Below are 17,692 nucleotides of genomic sequence, written 5' to 3'. Positions count from 1 at the left end.
TATGATCTCGACGAAGCGACTCCTGGTAGCAGCACTCCTGAGTTCCATGGGGCTCATCACGGCGTGCAACGAGCGGCCGCTCGCATACGGAGACGTGAACAGCATCATCGCCGTCATGTCGGCTGAGCAGTGGGACATTGTCGGCGAGGACGTATACGACGCCCTCGAGTCGACGATCTCGACCGTCCTGACCGAGAAGGCCTTCACGGTCACGTACCAAGAGCCAGGAGCTGAGTTCTGGGATCGACTGCGCCGCTTCCGGCAGCCGCTCGTGGTCGGGACCCGAGAAGATTTCTGGGTGCAGGACGTTCTCGATTCGGCCTCCAAGCTCATTACCGAGAATGGCCTGCATCAGGTTTACAACGTGTGGTCCAATGGGCAGACGGTAACGCTGATCCTCCTCGGCGACGGATGGGGGGCAGAGGATCTTGCGCCTTATCTGAACGAGGTCAATCGCCTGCTCGATGAGCAGTACAGGTACTACGCGCGGAATCGCATGTACATGTCGGGGCGCGACAGCGCTCTCTCTGATACCCTGTCGATTCAGGCAGGATTTACGATGCTCCTTCCCGACGTCTATCGGTGGGAAGTGATCGACTCCACGTACATCTTCCGAAATGATCAGCCCCATCCATCGGAACTGATTCGCCAGATCGCAGTTACCTGGCGCACCCCGGCCCCGGGACTGCTCGACCGAGAGTCTTTACTGGCCTGGCGTGAGGAGGTCGTAGGTCTCTACAGCGAGCCACAGATGCTCGTCCTCGAAGGGGCTGCAGAGCATGAGATCTCCGTAGATGGCGCACCGGGGTTCGAGCTGCAGGCTCAGTGGAAGAACACACCCGAGCGTCCGTGGCCGGCAGGCGGGCTTCTGATCACACGAAGTGTGACGTGTGACCGTCAGGACCGCACGTACATCCTCGATGCGTGGCTCTATGCGCCGGGCAAGGAAAAGTACGAATACATGATTCAGCTTGAGACGCTGCTCGACTCGTTCCGGTGCTCTGCATAGGGCTGGGAACCATCCGGGCCCGGGGCCGGGATTCAGGGAGAGCCGGGTGCGCTCGCGCTGTGGCCCCTACGAAATGACACTTCGCTTTTACTGGGGCGAGGTCGTGGTGCCTCTGCGGACCACGGTCCCGTAGTAAGAGTCCCTCTTGGCGGTCACTTTCAGTCAAGAATCTTGCGCATGGTTCGGTACTCGTGGTACGCGAGTCCGACGAAGGCAGGCCACGTGACAAGGTGTCGACGGAAATGTGGCCTCGTCTAATCTGATCCGACCCGACAGATCGAATGCGGACAAGTCGATCGGGTCCGTACTCACCAGCGGTAACGTGTATTGCCCTGCCAACGCAGTCGCCGAAGTCACACCAGCGAACAATATGAGGGGAAGTGCATGGATGAACGCGTGCAAGCAAATCTCCGGCGTGTGACGGTCCAAGCCATAGAGGCGTCTACACACCCGTGGAGCACAAGGATCACGCTGACTGGCGCGCCTTGCGGCCCTTGTTACGTTGCTCATCCGTTGCCTCTCCTACCCCCAACCGACCGTACTCGCAGTGAGCTTCGTTCACCTCCACACACACTCTGAGTACTCCCTCCTCGACGGCGCCAATCGCATCGGGGATCTGGTCAGAAAAGCCAAGGAACATGAGATGCCGGGCCTGGCTCTCACAGACCACGGCTGCATGTTTGGTGCTTGGGATTTTCACAAGCAGGCGACAAAAGAGGGACTCAAGCCGATTATCGGCATGGAGGCCTACGTCGCGCCCGGCGACCGACGAGACCGGTCACGATCAGGCCAGGGGGATCGCGCCTACTACCACCTGGTTCTTCTCGCCCGCGACATGCAGGGCTATAAGAACCTGATCAAGCTCTCCTCGCTGGGATACACGGAGGGCTTCTATCACAAACCGCGCGTCGATCGCGAGGCCCTCGCACAGTACAGCGAAGGAATCATCGTTTCGTCGGCGTGCATGGCTGGAGAAGTCGCTCGACATCTCCAAGTGGACAACTGGGCCGGCGCAAAAGAAGCTGCTGAGTGGTACGCGAACCTCTTCGACGGTCGGTACTACCTCGAGGTCCAGGCACATGACTCTCCTGGGCAAGCTGCTCTAAATGAGCAGATCTTCAAGCTCGGCTCGGAGCTCGACCTGCCCGTCGTGCTCACGAACGACTCACACTTCCTCATGCCGGGTGATCACGACGCACATGACGTCCTGCTCTGCATCGGACTCGGGAAGGATCGCGACGACCCGAACCGCATGCACTACGACGACGGACTCTACTTCAAGAGTTCCGAAGAGATGGTCGCGCGCTTCCCCGATCGTCCGGACATAGTCGAGAACACGCTGAAGATCGCCGACGAAGTCGATCTCGTGTTCGAAAAAAAATACTTCCTCCCGGAGTTCCCGCTCCCCGCAGAGCACTCGGACGAGAACGACTTCCTCGAATACCTCTCCATGGAAGGGGCCAAGGAGCGCTACGGCGATCCCCTGCCTCAGGAAGCACAGGAACGCTTCGACTATGAGATGGAGGTCATCAAGGGCACGGGATATGCCGGATACTTTCTGATCACTCAGGATTTCATCCGCTGGGCGAGAGAAAACGATATCCCCGTTGGGCCGGGCCGTGGCTCGGCAGCGGGCTCTCTCGTCGCTTATGCGCTCGGCATCACGAACCTCGATCCGCTCGCCTTCGATCTGCTCTTCGAGCGGTTCTTGAACCCAGAGCGGATTTCGATGCCGGATATCGACATCGACTTCTGCTATGAGCGACGCGGCGAGGTCATCGAGTACACCCGCCAGAAGTACGGAACGGACGCAGTCGGCCAGATCATCACGTTCGGGACCATGAAGAGCCGTGCGGTCATCAAGGACGTGGGGCGCGCATTGAAGTTTGCACCCTTCGAGACCGACAAGATCGCAAAGCTGATTCCGAACGCTCCGGGTCAGGCATTCACGGTGCAGGAAGCGGTCGACAAGCTTAAAGAAGTGAAGGCGCTCTATAATCAGGACGACCGTCACAAGCAGCTCTTCGACTATTCGATCACACTCGAGGGGCTAGCTCGTCACTCCTCCGTGCATGCCGCCGGCGTCGTAATTGCCCCGGGCCCGATCGACGACTACGTGCCGGTCAGCGTCCAGGGCGGAAAGAACTCCGGCGATGACGACGCGATGGTCGTCACGCAGTACGACATGAACGCGCTGGAAGACGCGGGCATGCTCAAGATGGACTTCCTTGGGCTCAAGACACTCACCGTGATTCACGACGCGGTGAACTTGGTGAAGGAGCGCTACGGGAAGCTGGCGAATCCGGAGACCAGCGAAGAGTACGGCACGATTGATGACCTACCCTTGGATGACCCGGCGGTCTACCAGATGATCGCCCGCGGCGGCACATCGGGCATTTTTCAGTTCGAGTCGAACCTCGCGAACGACAAACTCAGAGCGATGCGTTGCGATCGCTTCGAGGATCTCGTCGCTACGAACGCACTGATTCGACCCGGGCCGCTCGACTCGGGCATGACCGACGTCTTCATCAGTCGGAAGCTCGGAAAGGAGGAGGTGTCATTCCCTCACCCGAGCCTCCAGAAGGTCCTCGAGCCGACGTACGGCGTCATCGTGTATCAGGAGCAGGTGATGCGGATCGCGTCAGAGCTCGCCGGGTTCACGCTTGGCGAAGCGGACGTATTGCGAAAAGCGGTTGGCAAAAAGATCTCTGCGTTGATCAAAAAAGAGCTCGGAAAATTCGTCGCAAGATCCGTCGAGAGGGGTGTCGACAGGAAGATCGCCACGGATCTGGCTGACCAGATCGAGACGTTCGGTCGCTACGGTTTCAACCGGAGCCACTCGGCGGCGTACTCCCTCGTGTCCTATCAAACGGCATGGCTGAAAGCACATTACCCGGCTCAATACATGGCCGCGCTGCTTTCCTCCGTACTCGGAACGACCGACAGCGTGGTGAAGTACATCGGCGCGTGTCGCGACCTTCCCCGGTATCTGCCAAAACTGGAAGAGCCCATTGAGGTCCTTCCGCCCGACGTAAACGAGTCGGGCTGGAAGTTCGCTGTGACGCAGGCGGACAAGATCCGTTTCGGGCTCGGCGCGGTAAAAGGCGTCGGCCACGGGGCAGCGCTCTCTGTGCTCGAGGCGAGGGCGAACGGGCGATTCACGTCGCTCTTCGACTTTCTGGAGCGCATCGATATTCGGGCGCTGAACAAGCGCGCCTGCGAAGCGCTCATTGCAGCGGGCGCCCTCGACGACTTCGGCCATCGGGCACAGCTGCTCGGCGGCCTCGACAGCGCCTATGGCGAAGTCCAGGCACGTCAGGCGGAGCAAGAGGCTGGTCAGGCCTCCCTGTTCGGTGAGGCCTCTGGCATGCCCCGATCCGCCCCTTCGCTGCCCAATCTCCCGGAGTGGCCCGAGCAGGATCGCCTCAAACGCGAGAAGGCGGCGCTCGGCTTCTTCATCTCCGGACACCCACTCGATCGTTACAGTGAGATCGTTCGCGCGTTCGAGCCTGTGTCTTCGGCCTCACTCATAGATCGGCCCGGCCAGCTCGTTGAGCTTCCGTGCGTGGTCACGTCCGTGTCCCGGCAGATCTCGAAGCAGAGCAACAAAGAGTGGGGCAAGATTGTCGTCGAGGACTTCACCGGTACCGCGATGATTCTGGCGTTCGGCGACAAGTGGGAGAGCTGCAAGGAGCTTTTCCAGGCTGATGCGATTCTCCTGATTGCCGGCCGAGTCAGCGACCGGGAGGGTGATGATGAGGATCGACCCATATTCCTCGAGGCAGTCCGTCTGCTCGACGACGTCGCAGATGCCGGCGAACTGGCGATACAGATCGAACTCGACGTCGAGTCCAAGGTTACGGACGACGACTTCGAGGTCGCTCGGCAGGTACTGGTCGACCACCCCGGAGCTTCACCGGTCTGGCTCCAGCTTGGCCAAGACAACGATGAGGCAGCGCCGCGTCTTCGTTCGAAATCACTGAAGGCCACACCTGATGCGGAGACGGTGGGCGCGTTAAAAGAGGTCTTTGGACTCGGCCGGGTGCGATTGATCCGTGCCATCATTCCGCAGATCGATACGAGCGCGTCAGACCGTCGGGCTCGCTTCAAGAAGAACGCGGACGACGGGTAGCCGGCGGTGCCCTTCCCCTGACTCGGTGCCGTTGAGAAACTTCTCATCTAGCCCGGTTCAAGGCCTCAAGCCCCGCCAAGCATGACGACTGAACAGATTCTCAGCGCCCTCGGCATCGACGACCACAACCTCGGTGGCTTCGCCGGCGAATGGGTCGGTTCCGGTCCATCGATCGACGTCCACACGCCCATCGACGGAAGTCGAATCGCCAGCGTTCGCGAAGTGACGGACTCCGAGTACGACGAGATCGTCGACTGTGCCCAGGCCGCATTCCTGGAGTGGAGGAAGGTTCCGGCTCCTAAGCGCGGAGAGGTCGTGCGTCAGCTCGGCAACAAACTGCGAGAGAAGAAGGAAGCACTGGGTGCGCTCGTGACCCTTGAGATGGGCAAGATCAAGGCGGAGGGTCAGGGTGAGGTCCAGGAGATGATCGACATCTGCGACTTCGCGGTCGGCCTTTCGCGCCAGCTGTACGGCCTCACGCTCGCCAGCGAGCGCGAGGATCACCACATGCGTGAGCAGTGGCACCCCCTGGGCGTCGTTGGCGTGATCAGCGCCTTCAACTTCCCCGTCGCGGTGTGGAGCTGGAATGCGGCGCTCGCGGCGGTCTGCGGAGATGCGACGCTCTGGAAGCCGTCAGAACGCACCCCCCTTACGGCGATCGCGGTGACGAAGATTGCAGCCGAGGTGTGCGCCGAAAACGGCGTGGACCCGGCGATCTTCTCTCTGATCACGGGACAAGGCGCCACGATCGGTGAACGCATGCTCCACGACCGTCGGGTGCCTCTGGTGTCTGCGACCGGCTCATGCCGGATGGGCAAGCGGGTCGGTGAGGTCGTGGGTAGCCGCCTCGGACGCTCGATCCTCGAGCTCGGTGGCAACAACGCCATCGTCGTCACGCCGCATGCCAATCTGGACCTGGCACTCCCCGGGATTCTCTTCGGGTCGGTCGGCACGGCCGGTCAGCGTTGTACCAGTACGCGTCGAATCATTGTGCACCGATCGATTCGGGATGAACTGGTGAGCCGTCTCGTGAGCGCCTACAAAGACGTAAAGATCGGGAATCCACTCGACGACGACACGCTCATGGGCCCGATCCTCAACCAACCAACGGTCGACGCAATGATGGCGGCCCGCGACAAGGTCGTCGCGGAGGGTGGCGAAGTCCTCTACGGAGGAGAGGTCCTCGAAGGTGAAGACTACCCCGGTGGTCTCTACGTCACCCCGTGCATCGCCGCAGCCCACAACAGCTTCGAGATCGTGCAGAACGAAACGTTCGCGCCCATTCTTTACATTCTGGAATACGGGAGTGCCGACGCGTCTCCCGCCGAGGCGGTTGCCGAGATGGATGAGGCGCTCGCGATCCACAACGATGTGCCGCAGGGACTCTCGTCCTCCGTCTTCACGGACAACTTCCGTGAGGCCGAGTACTTCCTCTCGCACCGCGGGAGCGACTGTGGTATCGCAAATGTGAACATCGGAACCTCGGGCGCAGAAATCGGCGGTGCGTTCGGTGGCGAGAAGGAGACGGGTGGCGGTCGAGAGTCCGGATCTGACGCGTGGAAAGCCTACATGCGTCGGCAGACAAACACAGTGAACTGGAGCACATCACTCCCGCTGGCACAGGGTGTTTCCTTCGGATGACCGACGTGGTCGCGGCGGCGAGCCTCTCCGACGTGGACATGCGTATCGCACTCATCTCAGAGGTCTTTTTCGGCGACCCTGACGCTGCTCACCTGACCAATGTGCTTCACCGTGCGCGCGACGGTGGTGCTGACCTGGCAGTGCTCCCAGAGCTACCGCTCAATGAGTGGGCACCCTACTCGAAGGTTTCGAGAGAGGAAGACGCCGAGTCGATCGACGGTCCGAGGCAGCAACGCATGTCTGAGGATGCGGCCGCATCCGGTGTCGCGCTGGTTGGTGGCGCAATCGTTCGTGACGAAGAGACCTGCACACGTTACAACACCGCGTTCGTGTACGACCGCGTCGGTGTACGACGGGCCAGCTACCGGAAGGTCCACCTCCCGGAAGAGGAAGGGTATTGGGAGACGAGCCACTACGAGCCGGGTGATGCCGCTCCGCAGTTGATCGACTCGTTGCCGCTCCGTGCGGGGCTCCAGATCTGCTCCGATGTGAATCGGCCGCAGGGCTTCCAGCTTCTCGCGGCCCAGGGCGCCGAAGTCGTGTTCGCACCTCGCGCGACACCCCCTGGCTCCTACGATCGTTGGCGGATCGTTCTGAAAGCGAACGCCGTGATGAGCGGCACGTATGTGATCTCCGTGAATCGCCCGCGCCCCGAGCACGGAGCATCGATCGGTGGGCCATCGATTGCGATCTCGCCCTCGGGTGCAGTGATCGCGGAGACGCAGGCCACCGTCACGATCGTCGATCTGTCACGCAATGTGGTCGAGCAGGCCGGGTCCGCCTATCCGGGGTACCTGGCCCGCTTCCCCGGGCTGTACTCCGACGCCTGGAGCCACCTCGCCGAGTAGGCGCTACCCGCCGATGAGATCGAGGTGGGCCGGTGCTATACGCCCCGCCCTGAACGATGAGATTCGGTACAGGTAAGCGTCACTGCTCGTCCGAGCCCATCGGTCGGCCTCACCTGAGCCAACAGTGATTTCGGCCAACATCTCCCCATTTTCGCCGAACGCACGGGTGACGGACACAGACCCCAGCTGAGCGATCGAATCCGTCTCGGCCAAAAAGCCTGTCGCAACCAGATTCGACAGTTCTCCAAGGACGCCCGTGACGGTCGGCACCGCAGCGACCGTTGACCCGTCGATCATCCATGCCGAGTCGCCGCGCACCAGCGTGTACACACCCTCGGTTCGTTCGACCACGATCCGATGGATGGAGGCAGAATCGTTGGCTGTCATCGTCCGGTCGCGCCACGATGACTCATCTCGCCGGGCATTCGCCCCGAGATCACCCCGGAGCAGATAGACCTCATCGGCACCAGGAAGTCTCACGAAACTCGTCCCGAAGCTCCGGCCGTTGTCACCAACAATCAGCGTCCGCTGCTCACCTCCGAACCCGAATGTGACCGTGACTGCGTGTTCTCCGCTGACACCCATTCGTTCATGGTTGTCAGGGTTGGATGCGGTCAGATCGCCGATCTCCAGATTCGGGAATGTCGCCGTCAGTCGTGCGATGGTAGCGGGATCAGCCCGGAAGCCGTTCACGGTCCAAGGCCCGGCCTCATGACTGAGCTCGACCGTCGCAGTCCCGGTCTCCATGGTCAGAGAGGAGACGGACTGATCGTCGATTTCGTCGAAGAAGCCACTGATCTTACCGGACGCTCCGATCGAGCCCGATCCGCCAGAGAGCACGCTCGCGACGAACCACACGCCCGATGCGATCGCGAGAGCTCCAACGAGTTGCTGCAGCGCGCGCTCACTCATGCGAACTCCTCCTTCCAGCGTGCTTCGGCACGCCGCCTGCGGCCTGTTATCCTCAAGAACCCGAGGAGCACGATCAGGAATGGCACCCCAAACAGGTTTCCCCACTTCAGTACGCGCTGGACGCCATCGGACTCGAAAATGAGCCCCGGTGGCACACGGTTCTTCGAGCGGATGCTGATGAGTGCCTCGTCCTGCGCCAACCAGTCGATCGCGTTGGCAAGAAAGAGCAGGTTGCCCGGGTTCGCCTGCATGTACTGAGCCTCGGCGAACGAGGCGTCACCGACGACGATCATCCGGCCGGCGCCATCCTCGGGCACGACCGCAGCGGCCACCGAAAATACGCCGTACGCCTCCTCGGTGAAGGGCCACTCCTGGTCAGGAATGATGGTGGCATTCGGCGGATGAATCGCCGCGTTCTCGGAGGTCTGCCACAGCGAGGTGATCCCCTCGACCCCCGGGTCGATGCTCAGCGCCGCGGCCCAACCCAGCGAAAGCGCGTTCAATCCGTTCGTGACCGGGTGCTCACCGACGGTGGCCACGATCGGCCAGAGCGGATACGGCGAAACGACGTTGAACTGCCCCTGCCGGCCCAGGGATACCCGTTCGCTCGAAGCCATGTCCGCCACGAGGCCCGGCGAGACCGATATTCCTCGGGCTGCCAAGACTGGCTCGAGCCCGGAAGTCGCCGGCATTGCGATGGGCGACTGCTGATTGAGGACGATCGGCTCCACCAATACGAGGGCCGCGCCCCCGGCATCCATGAACGTCTGGATCCGACCCACGGCCGCAGGATCCATCGGCTGCGTGGCACCTGCAATGACGAGAACCTCTGTCGAATCGAGCGAAATAGGCGGCGGCGAATCCCCCGCGATATCGATGGACCGGATGTCGTAGCGAGAGGCGAGGCTCTGGCTCAACCCCGGCACTTCGGTGTCGGACTTCGCACCAAAACCACTCACGAAAGAGATGCCGGGTCGCTCAACCGTCGTCATTCGGTAAATCTGTGACGCGATCTGGAATTCGAGGTCGTCGGTTCGCTGAATAAGCGGTGTCACCTCATTCTCATCCGCATAGATAATCGCGAAGCCATAGTAGCCCTGCCGCACCTCGAAATTGTCGTCCCTCAGGACGTTGAACTCGACCGGGAAGATCCCCAGCTCCGACGCCTCCGCGGCCACGTCTTGGTCCTGACTCGGATCGAGATCCGTCACCAGAAGATTACCGTTGGAGGCGCTACGCATGTCCGCTAGCAGATCCCGCACGTCCCGGAGCTGAATCTGGATCTCAGGTGGCAGTTCCAGAGAAGCGAACAGCTTGATCTGCACGATGTCGTCCAAATCTCTCAGCAACGTCCGGGACCCCTCGGACAGCGTATACAGATTATCCTCGGTAAGGTCGATCCGGCCTCTGATCTTGCCGCCGACGAGGTTTACCACGGCGACCAGTGCGATCGCGACACCTGCGCCGACCCGGATGCGGCCGAACTCTGACCGTTCTGCGCTGAGGCGCTCCCGCCCTACCGCGGACCACGCCAGCATCACGAACAGTCCGCCTGTCGACACGAAATAGAGGACGTCTCTCAGGTCAACAACGCCTCGAGCGACGTTCTCGAAGTGGCTGAGTACCGAGAGCTGCGCGAGGCCGCCACCCACTGCCGGCGAGAGTCCGATCTGAACAATCGGGAGACCGATCAGAAAGAGCGTAAAGCAGACTGCGGCGGATACGATGAACGCGGTGATCTGATTGCGGGTGATGCTCGATGCCCACACCCCGACGGCTGTGAGCTGGCCAGCGAGCAAGGTCGCGCCGATGTACTGCGCTAGCACGATGCCCGCATCCGCCTCGGACACCCAGAGAATACCGAGGGCTGTCGGAACCGTACCCGCGAGCGCGAGGAGTACAAACGCCCAGTCGCCCAGGAATTTCCCGAGAACGACCTCCGCCTCCGTGATTGGCTGAGACATCAGCCAGTCGAGCGTCTTACCACGCCGCTCCTCCGCGAACGAGCGCATCGTAGCGGCCGGAATGAACACCGCGAAGAGCACCGGGAGTAGATCGAAGATAGGGCGCAGTGACGCAATCCCCGTGGCATACATCGTCCGGAATGCCAGGAAGAGCGAGATCGCCAGGAACGCGACTATGAGAACATAGCCCGTGGGCTGATCGAAGTAGCCGCGCAGCTCTCGCCGGGCCACCGTGAGGACAGGGTGCATCATGCGCCCTCCTCAACCGAAGTGAGGGTTCGGAAGAGTTGCTCGAGACTCGCCTGTTCTCTGTGGAGTTCCCACAAAGTCCAGCCCCGGTCACGCGCCATCGTGAAGATCTCCGGGCGCAGTTCACCTGCTTCGCGACAGGTTAGCTCGACGCGTGTCCGGCCCTCGAGCGCCTCGGCGCGATGACTGGAAACACCGGGGAGGCTAGAGAGCGACTGTGCGACACCATCGCCCGCAGCCTCGACTACGTAGCGTACCCCGCCCGTTCGGTTCGCGATTAGCTCCTGTACGGTGCCCTCGGCTGCAAGCTCGCCCTCTCGGAGGATCACGAGCCGCGAGCACGTCGCTTCGACCTCCTGCATAACATGTGTGCTAAGCAGAACGGTCCGTTCTCTGCCGAGAGACCCCACCAGTCGTCGGATCTCGACCCGCTGATTCGGATCGAGTCCCTCGGTCGGCTCATCAAGAATCAGTACCTCCGGCCTGTGCAGGATGGCCCCCGCCAGTCCGATTCTTTGGCGATAGCCCTTCGAACAGTCGCCGATCGGGCGATAGAACACGGATCCGATGTCGGTTTCCGCAACCGCGTCCGCGACGCCGGACCTCGTCTGATCCGGTGACAGACCGCGAAGCTCGGAGACATAGTCGAGGTACTCACACACGAGCATCTCGTCATAAAGCGGATTCGCCTCGGGCAGATAGCCTACGCGACGCTTCGCTCCGGTGAGGTCGTCGGATATCGGAACACCATCAAAGAGCACGGAGCCAGCATCAGGTTGAAGCGTTCCCGTGATCATCTTCATGGTCGTCGACTTTCCGGCCCCATTCGGCCCGAGGAACCCGACCACTTCGCCCCGCTCTACTGTGAAGCTCAGGTCGTTCACTGCGACGACCTCGCCGTATCGCTTTGTCACGCCTTCAACTGTGATCATTCTGTATCCATTCAGCGATTCTTGCCTTCAACGATGTTCGACGGAAGATCAGGGTGCGCGTCGAGGAGGGAGCGCAGCACAGAAACATCACCGGCGTCGAGCGCAGACAATACCTCTTCGAGGTGAGCGTGTTCACCCATGAACTCAGACTACCTGCTCCAGAACCAACACGCACTCGAAGACACCTCCCAGCGATACCACAGCTTGAGACTTTCCATTTCAGCATGAATACCAAAGGCCCCGCCACGCGATGCGCGACGGGGCCCTTTGACCGGTTCAGATCAGATCAGGAACGCTTCTTCCGCTTCCTTGGTTTCCGTCCCTGATTGGGATGCTCCAAGTGCTTCCACGTTTCTCCGCGGCGCAGCATATAGATAGTGCTGGGGGATACGCCGAATTTCCGGGCCCACTCGGCTCCGGAGAGCTTCCAGCTGTCGTTCTTTTCGTCCCAGTCGTCCAAAATTTTCTGTGCCTGCTTGATATTCAGCTCGGCATGGGGGGAGTTTTCACCACGCAGCCACACGTTAGAACCGTACCAGCGGTCGACCCGCTGAATGGGTCCAGGCAGCTTGCGGCCAGTATGACCGAGACAGTAGTGACGCACCTGATCGACCGAGAATTCAGGGTTCATCCGCGAGATCTCGGCGTACAGATATCCGTCTTCGGCGAGTTGTCGCCACTTCACCACCAGCTTCGAGTCAGGCTTGGGCATTGTTACGGCTCTTATTGGGATGGAGGTTGGTTTGATGGGCCACCTGTTCGGCCCGGAAAATCCTCATAAAAGCTAACACGCATTCACCCAGCACATAAAAAAATTAGGGCGCCGTAGCGCTCCCCATTCGGTGTGCAAAACGAGCTCGGAATCTCGCGACCTTAGGTGCGATCACAGCGGAGCAATACGGTTGGCCTCCGTTGCGCTGAAAATACGCGTCGTGGCAATCCTCTGCCGGCCAAAACACATCGAGCGGCGCGACCTCAGTCACGATCGGATCGTCCCACGGACCGTCCTGGTCAACCGCTGCCAAGACAGCCTGTGCTGTCTTGAGCTGTTCGTCTGAATGCGCGCAGATCGCGGAACGATACTGAGTGCCCACGTCCCCGCCCTGCCGATTGAGGGTCGTCGGGTCATGGATCGAGAAGAAGATCTCGAGTAGCTCACTGTATTCGATGATCGAGGGGTCGAAGTCGATCTGGACGACCTCGGTATGCCCGGTTTCGCCGCTGCAGACGTGCTTGTAGGTCGGGTTCTGCACATGTCCGCCGGCATAGCCCGATTTCACTTCGGAAACGCCGTCGACGAGCTCGAAGACTGCCTCAAGACACCAGAAACAACCACCAGCCAACGTTGCCTTCTCAACCGGCATCAGGAAATCACCTTCGGTTCGTCTTTTGAGGGTCGCTCCCACGGCTCCCACTCGATCCCCCGGACGTACTTCTGGATCCATCGGATCTCCTCGACGTCACGGGTCCGCTGGTGACGAGGCTCACGGAAGCCATGCGGCTCCCGCGGGAACCGGATGTAGCGGGTCTCTTTGTCTTGATCCTTGAGGGCCTGAAAGAACATCATGCTCTGGGCTTCGGTGTCGGTCCGATCATTCATTCCGTGAAGAATGAGCGTGGGGGTGGTGATGTTCGCGACGTGCGTCAGTGCAGAGCGTTCGCGCCACGCCTCGGGGTTCTCCCACGGGGTCCCACCGATGTACCAGAGCGACACGTCGTGATTGAAGCCAGGGCCATACTCTGAGGTCCAGTCGGACACCATTGCGCCCACGGACGCACCCTTGAAACGGTCGGTCTGGGTCACGGTCCACCCGCCAAGGATGCCACCGTAGCTCCAGCCGCGCAGCCCCAGCTGGTCGGGGTCTGCGATCCCCTGCTCGACCACCTCATCGACCCCGGTCATCAGGTCCCAATAGTCGCCACCACCGATGTCATTCATGTTGCCGCGGAGCAACTCATCTGTGTATCCGGAGCTCCCGCGAACGTTGGGCGACAGCTGTGCGTACCCGAGGCCAGCCCAGACGTGATTCCGAGCAGAAAACGTGTTCGTGAACACGCCCGCTGGGCCCCCGTGGATGTGCAGCAGAAGCGGGAGTTCGCCGCGCTCGTGTCCTGCGGGAAGCGTGAGAATACCCTCAATCTCCATGCCGTCCGAGCTCTCCCACTGAATCGTCTTCGACTCACCCAATGTCAGCTCGGCAGCAACCCAGGGGTTCGCATCGGTCAACCGAACGCCGCTCGCCCCTGTCGTTGGGCCCGCCCACACCTCTGCAGGCGTAGCCCAATCCTGTGCGACGTACGCCATGCGCATGCGATCTCGCGAATACGACGATGGAGCGAGGGAACCGACAGCCTCGGTCACCTTCGTGACCTCGCCGGATTCGATATCAAGCCGATAAAGATTCGTGTTGGTCCGCTGCAAGCCGCCGAACAGGAGTTCTCGGCCGTCAGAAGTCCACACAAAACCACGTATGCTTCCGTCGAAGCTCGAAGAAACGATGCGCTTCGCGTCGGACTCCACGTCCATGATCCAGATCTTGTCGAGGAGTAACTCCCACTCTCCATCGCTCCTCGCCGTGTATGCGAAGCGGCGCCCGTCCGGGGCCCACGAGAGTCCACCCTCGGGAGAACGGTTGTCGGTCAACAGACGCGTCTCACCAGAGTCCAGATCGAGCAGATGGATCTCCGAAAGGTTGCTCTGGTTTCGGCGATTCTCGTCCCTCGCCGTGTAGAGCACCCGGCGGCCGTTCGGGGAGACGGAGAAGGATGCGATTCGATTTTCTGCCTCGGTCAGACGACTCTCTTCCTTCGACTCGACGTCGAGTCGCCAGAGGTCATTCCACTGACCCACCGTCTGGCCGTTGGGGCCCTCGTCGACAAAGATCGCGTCGTCCCCGTCCTTCCTGTTCTTCTCTTCCTCGTCACTCCGCTTGTGTGCCGCGACAAACACGATGGCCGCACCGTGCTCCGTCCAACGGTACCTCCCGACCGCAGTCTCATGGTCTGAGAGTTTCGTCGCCTCTCCACCCGTCGTGCGCATGAGGAACAACTGGTTCTTCTCGTCGACGGAGCGGGTAAAGGACAACCATTTCCCGTCAGGTGAGAATTGGAATCCGCTCCCCCCTTCTTCTCCGATATACCGATAAGGCTCTTCACTGCCGTCCGACGGGACACGCCACCATGTGGTATTTCGCTCGTTCTCGTCCCAGTCGAGCTCAGATTTCGAGAAAAGCACCCAGCCTCCATCGGGAGACATGAGTGCACCGCCGACCTGAATGAGGTCGAGTGCATCGTCAGTCGTCATGGGCCGTCGCTCTTGAGCGAGGGCTGGGGACGAAAGTAAGAGCGCGGCGAGTGTGACGGAGAGGTAGCGCACAGGAGCCTCCAGGGGGCCTATTGTTCGGAGCAACATCGTCACCCCTGCCCCTAGGCCACACAAGAGGTGCGTCATGGATAAGGCGAGATACGTCGTCGGGGTTCTCGTAGTGGTTGCGGTCGCTCCGGGGATGGTCTGGTGGTTCTTTCTGCACCCATTCGTGAATTTCTGGGGAAGGTCGGTGCGGGAGCCACGCTGTCGATCATGATGGACTCGCAATCGTGCAGGTGGTGCTCGTCCTCGTGAGCTTCTGCGACACCGTGCTCATAGCAGACTATGGCACCCAGCCCGGGCTCCCCTTGCTTGCAATCCTGCTGGGCACTGCCTCGTTCTCGATCACGCTCGGGCGGCGGAGGCATTTGTCGATGCGCATCCTGGTCGGACTCCCCGAGCTGGCTTCGGACGGGTCGACCGGGAAATTGCTCAACGAGGGTATCTATGCCCGGATTCGGGGGGCCGTGTACAACACGCATAACGCACAGCCAGCATCCAACATCTTCTGACTCAGAAACGCCACGAGACGGCTCGCATAACCACGCCCACGGAGCTCCGGTGGTGTGTAGACGTAGCCGACACACACTCCCGGTCCGGTGACCTGTGCGACGGCGATGCTGACGGGTGACCCGCAGCCCGCCCCCGGGCGAGACTCAGGATTAGGCGATATCGCGCTTCCTCTTCTTCGAGCCAGGCGCCGCCACGGTCGAGGAATGCCCCAGGCATTTCATGCAGCCGGACGTCGAACACAGGTCACCCGACTCGGCTAGCCTGCTCTTCATCGAGAACCGTGCTCATGATGTCCACGGCGGCGGCAACGTCGGCATCCGCGATATCGCGGTGAAGAACCGCACGCACGCCATGCTGACCGTTGGGAAGCATGTAAACACCACGTTCATGACACCGTGTGGCGAAGACCCCTGAGTCCATCTTCACTTCGAAGCGCACAATGTTCGACTGGACCGTGCTCGTATCCAGGCCGACCGCATCGTAAGCCGCGAGGCTCTCGGCTAATCGGCGGGCGTTCTCGACATCTCGCGACAGCTCAGCACGATGGTGATCGAGGGCGTACAGGGCGGCGGCCGCGAGGATCCCCGACTGCCGCATACCGCCGCCATACTGCTGCTTAAAACGCCTAGCTCGTTCGATCACCGGCTTCGGACCGACCAGCGCGGAGCCGATAGGCGCTCCGAGGCCCTTGCTGAAGCAGACGTTCACCGTGTCGAAGGGCTCCGAGTAATCCCTCTCCGATACTCCGGAAGCTGCGGTTGCATGCCAGAGACGGGCTCCATCGAGGTGCAGCGTCAGGCCATGCTCACGACCCACCGCGCACACCGCGTGCAGGTGCTCAAGTGACCATACAGTTCCGCCGCCCGAGTTGTGGGTGTTCTCGAGACACAGAAGCGTCGGCGGCGAGGGAAGCGTCGGCGGGTTGAACCGATGTGCCTGCCCCAGCGCCTGAACCACATCTTCCGGTGTGAAGACGCCGCCGGCTCCGGCGAGCGGCCTCATCGTAACCCCGCTGAGAGCCGCCGCTCCACCGCCTTCGTTGAGAACGATGTGCGCATGCCTGTCGAGCAGGACGAGATCACCCGGCTCCGTATGGGTCCGAATCGCGATCTGGTTCGACATGCTCCCCGTCGGCACAAACACGGCTGACTCCTTACCAAGCATGTCCGCGACCCGCTCCTCCAGAGCATTCACTGTTGGGTCGTCACTGTACACATCATCTCCGACCTCAGCGGAGGCCATCGCCTGACGCATGGAGGGCGAGGGCTTGGTGACGGTATCGCTTCTGAGGTCGATCATGGAGTCGCTAGAATGAATGGTTCGCTGTCGACCGAGGTGCCGTACACTCCCGACCGTTCGGCCGAATTGCAAGATGGTGCCGGATGTGCGCACCATTGACGGTCACGATGGGGCTCGAATTCATCGCACACTACGGAGCTGCTGGAATGTCACGATCATTCGCATCAGGATGCGCCCTCCTCCTCCTTGCGCTCGCCAGTGGCTGCGGTGGCGGGTCAGACGGTGACGACGCGACCGCCGTGGTGCGCAGTCCTCTCCTCCGAACGAGTAACTACGCCGAGCAGGCTCCTGACGCGTATCGGGTCGCATTGGAGACGAGCGCCGGGAACGTCGTGATCCAGGTCCACCGCGCGTGGGCTCCCATTGGTGCGGACCGCTTTTACAACCTGGCCGACGGCGGGTTCTACGATGACGTCCGTATCTACCGGGTCCTGGAGAATTTCATGGCGCAGTGGGGGCTGAACGGAGATCCCTATGTAAATCAGGCGTGGAAGAGCGAATACCTCGTCGACGACCCAGCCAAGGAATCGAACACACGCGGAAGCGTCACCTTCGCAAAAGGCGGACTCCACACACGGACGAGCGAGGTGTTCATAAACTACAAAGACAACACTCAGCTCGACGGAGAAGGCTTTGTCCCGTTCGGAGAGGTCGTCGAGGGCATGGACGTCGTCGACGCGTTCTATGCAGCCTACGGCGACGGGCCTCCGCGTGGCGAAGGCCCGTACCAGGCGATGGCGGCTGCCCGGGGCAATCCGTATTTCGACGAAGAGTTCCCCGAGCTGACACGGATTATCAGCGTTACAGTGACCCCCGGGAGTTGACT

At 61.1% G+C, this 17,692-nt stretch carries 14 protein-coding genes; 6 read left to right on the top strand and 8 right to left on the bottom strand.

Translation table 11 applies throughout. The annotated features are described in order from the left end of the window. Nucleotide 1 precedes the first annotated feature (1 nt). From OSA81_01820 to OSA81_01805, 4 genes are all read left to right on the top strand, one after another. Complete coding sequence (locus OSA81_01820) at nt 2-1,009, top strand: DUF4837 family protein (protein ID MDE0897731.1); 1,008 nt, start codon at nt 2-4, stop codon at nt 1,007-1,009. 547 nt (nt 1,010-1,556) lie between these two features. Further along, nucleotides 1,557-5,141: a DNA polymerase III subunit alpha gene (gene dnaE / locus OSA81_01815; protein MDE0897730.1), complete on the top strand. Its 3,585-nt coding sequence runs from the start codon at nt 1,557-1,559 to the stop codon at nt 5,139-5,141. 81 nt (nt 5,142-5,222) lie between these two features. Next, nucleotides 5,223-6,782 carry an aldehyde dehydrogenase family protein gene (locus OSA81_01810; GenBank protein ID MDE0897729.1) on the top strand — a complete coding sequence of 520 codons (1,560 nt, stop codon included), beginning with the start codon at nt 5,223-5,225 and terminating at the stop codon, nt 6,780-6,782. Continuing rightward, nucleotides 6,779-7,630 (top strand): carbon-nitrogen hydrolase family protein, encoded by an 852-nt coding sequence (locus tag OSA81_01805; protein ID MDE0897728.1) that lies wholly within the window; start codon nt 6,779-6,781, stop codon nt 7,628-7,630. Before OSA81_01810 ends, OSA81_01805 begins: the two co-directional genes overlap by 4 nt. A 3-nt stretch (nt 7,631-7,633) precedes the next feature. Here the strand turns inward: OSA81_01805 and OSA81_01800 are convergent, their stop codons facing one another. The 7 genes from OSA81_01800 to OSA81_01770 form a co-directional block, all read right to left on the bottom strand. Continuing rightward, nucleotides 7,634-8,542, bottom strand: a complete 909-nt coding sequence (locus OSA81_01800) for a DUF4340 domain-containing protein (protein MDE0897727.1) — start codon at nt 8,540-8,542, stop codon at nt 7,634-7,636. Beyond that, on the bottom strand, nt 8,539-10,758 hold the full coding sequence (locus tag OSA81_01795; GenBank protein ID MDE0897726.1) for a Gldg family protein: 2,220 nt from the start codon (nt 10,756-10,758) through the stop codon (nt 8,539-8,541). The genes OSA81_01800 and OSA81_01795 overlap by 4 nt, the downstream gene beginning before the upstream one ends. Beyond that, nucleotides 10,755-11,687, bottom strand: coding sequence for an ATP-binding cassette domain-containing protein (locus tag OSA81_01790; protein ID MDE0897725.1), 933 nt, complete (start codon nt 11,685-11,687; stop codon nt 10,755-10,757). The genes OSA81_01795 and OSA81_01790 overlap by 4 nt, the downstream gene beginning before the upstream one ends. An 11-nt stretch (nt 11,688-11,698) precedes the next feature. Continuing rightward, on the bottom strand, nt 11,699-11,827 hold the full coding sequence (locus OSA81_01785) for a hypothetical protein (GenBank protein MDE0897724.1): 129 nt from the start codon (nt 11,825-11,827) through the stop codon (nt 11,699-11,701). Nucleotides 11,828-11,973: 146 nt separating this feature from the next. Continuing rightward, a complete protein-coding gene (locus tag OSA81_01780) occupies nt 11,974-12,399 on the bottom strand; it encodes a hypothetical protein (GenBank protein MDE0897723.1) in 426 nt (141 codons plus the stop codon). Between the two features lie 103 nt (nt 12,400-12,502). Further along, nucleotides 12,503-13,051 (bottom strand): peptide-methionine (S)-S-oxide reductase MsrA, encoded by a 549-nt coding sequence (gene msrA, locus OSA81_01775; protein MDE0897722.1) that lies wholly within the window; start codon nt 13,049-13,051, stop codon nt 12,503-12,505. Continuing rightward, on the bottom strand, nt 13,051-14,991 hold the full coding sequence (locus tag OSA81_01770; GenBank protein ID MDE0897721.1) for a S9 family peptidase: 1,941 nt from the start codon (nt 14,989-14,991) through the stop codon (nt 13,051-13,053). The genes msrA and OSA81_01770 overlap by 1 nt, the downstream gene beginning before the upstream one ends. Before the next feature lie 293 nt (nt 14,992-15,284). Here OSA81_01770 and OSA81_01765 point away from each other — a divergent pair, with 293 nt between their 5' ends. Further along, nucleotides 15,285-15,566, top strand: a complete 282-nt coding sequence (locus OSA81_01765) for a hypothetical protein (protein MDE0897720.1) — start codon at nt 15,285-15,287, stop codon at nt 15,564-15,566. A gap of 244 nt (nt 15,567-15,810) precedes the next feature. Here the strand turns inward: OSA81_01765 and OSA81_01760 are convergent, their stop codons facing one another. Next, the gene (locus OSA81_01760) at nt 15,811-16,866 is read right to left on the bottom strand and encodes a threonine aldolase family protein (GenBank protein MDE0897719.1); all 1,056 of its coding nucleotides are present in this window, start codon (nt 16,864-16,866) and stop codon (nt 15,811-15,813) included. 146 nt (nt 16,867-17,012) lie between these two features. Between OSA81_01760 and OSA81_01755 the strand changes: the two genes are divergently transcribed. Further along, nucleotides 17,013-17,690, top strand: coding sequence for a peptidylprolyl isomerase (locus tag OSA81_01755; protein ID MDE0897718.1), 678 nt, complete (start codon nt 17,013-17,015; stop codon nt 17,688-17,690). Nucleotides 17,691-17,692 lie beyond the last annotated feature (2 nt).

It is taken from the genome of Longimicrobiales bacterium, assembly GCA_028823235.1.
Lineage (GTDB): Bacteria > Gemmatimonadota > Gemmatimonadetes > Longimicrobiales > Gaopeijiaceae > UBA2589.
Note: the sequence above shows the minus strand (reverse complement) of the source record. Positions and strands in the feature narration are given on the sequence as shown.

What these genes read in the sequence shown, in the direction of transcription:
- msrA (MDE0897722.1), bottom strand. Translation starts at nt 13,051, where the DNA reads ATGCCGGTTGAGAAGGCAACGTTGGCTGGTGGTTGTTTCTGGTGTCTT.
- OSA81_01800 (MDE0897727.1), bottom strand. Translation starts at nt 8,542, where the DNA reads ATGAGTGAGCGCGCGCTGCAGCAACTCGTTGGAGCTCTCGCGATCGCA.
- OSA81_01755 (MDE0897718.1), top strand. Translation starts at nt 17,013, where the DNA reads ATGTCACGATCATTCGCATCAGGATGCGCCCTCCTCCTCCTTGCGCTC.
- OSA81_01790 (MDE0897725.1), bottom strand. Translation starts at nt 11,687, where the DNA reads ATGATCACAGTTGAAGGCGTGACAAAGCGATACGGCGAGGTCGTCGCA.
- OSA81_01770 (MDE0897721.1), bottom strand. Translation starts at nt 14,991, where the DNA reads ATGACGACTGACGATGCACTCGACCTCATTCAGGTCGGCGGTGCACTC.
- OSA81_01820 (MDE0897731.1), top strand. Translation starts at nt 2, where the DNA reads ATGATCTCGACGAAGCGACTCCTGGTAGCAGCACTCCTGAGTTCCATG.
- OSA81_01785 (MDE0897724.1), bottom strand. Translation starts at nt 11,827, where the DNA reads ATGGGTGAACACGCTCACCTCGAAGAGGTATTGTCTGCGCTCGACGCC.
- OSA81_01805 (MDE0897728.1), top strand. Translation starts at nt 6,779, where the DNA reads ATGACCGACGTGGTCGCGGCGGCGAGCCTCTCCGACGTGGACATGCGT.
- OSA81_01810 (MDE0897729.1), top strand. Translation starts at nt 5,223, where the DNA reads ATGACGACTGAACAGATTCTCAGCGCCCTCGGCATCGACGACCACAAC.
- OSA81_01795 (MDE0897726.1), bottom strand. Translation starts at nt 10,758, where the DNA reads ATGATGCACCCTGTCCTCACGGTGGCCCGGCGAGAGCTGCGCGGCTAC.
- OSA81_01780 (MDE0897723.1), bottom strand. Translation starts at nt 12,399, where the DNA reads ATGCCCAAGCCTGACTCGAAGCTGGTGGTGAAGTGGCGACAACTCGCC.
- OSA81_01760 (MDE0897719.1), bottom strand. Translation starts at nt 16,866, where the DNA reads ATGATCGACCTCAGAAGCGATACCGTCACCAAGCCCTCGCCCTCCATG.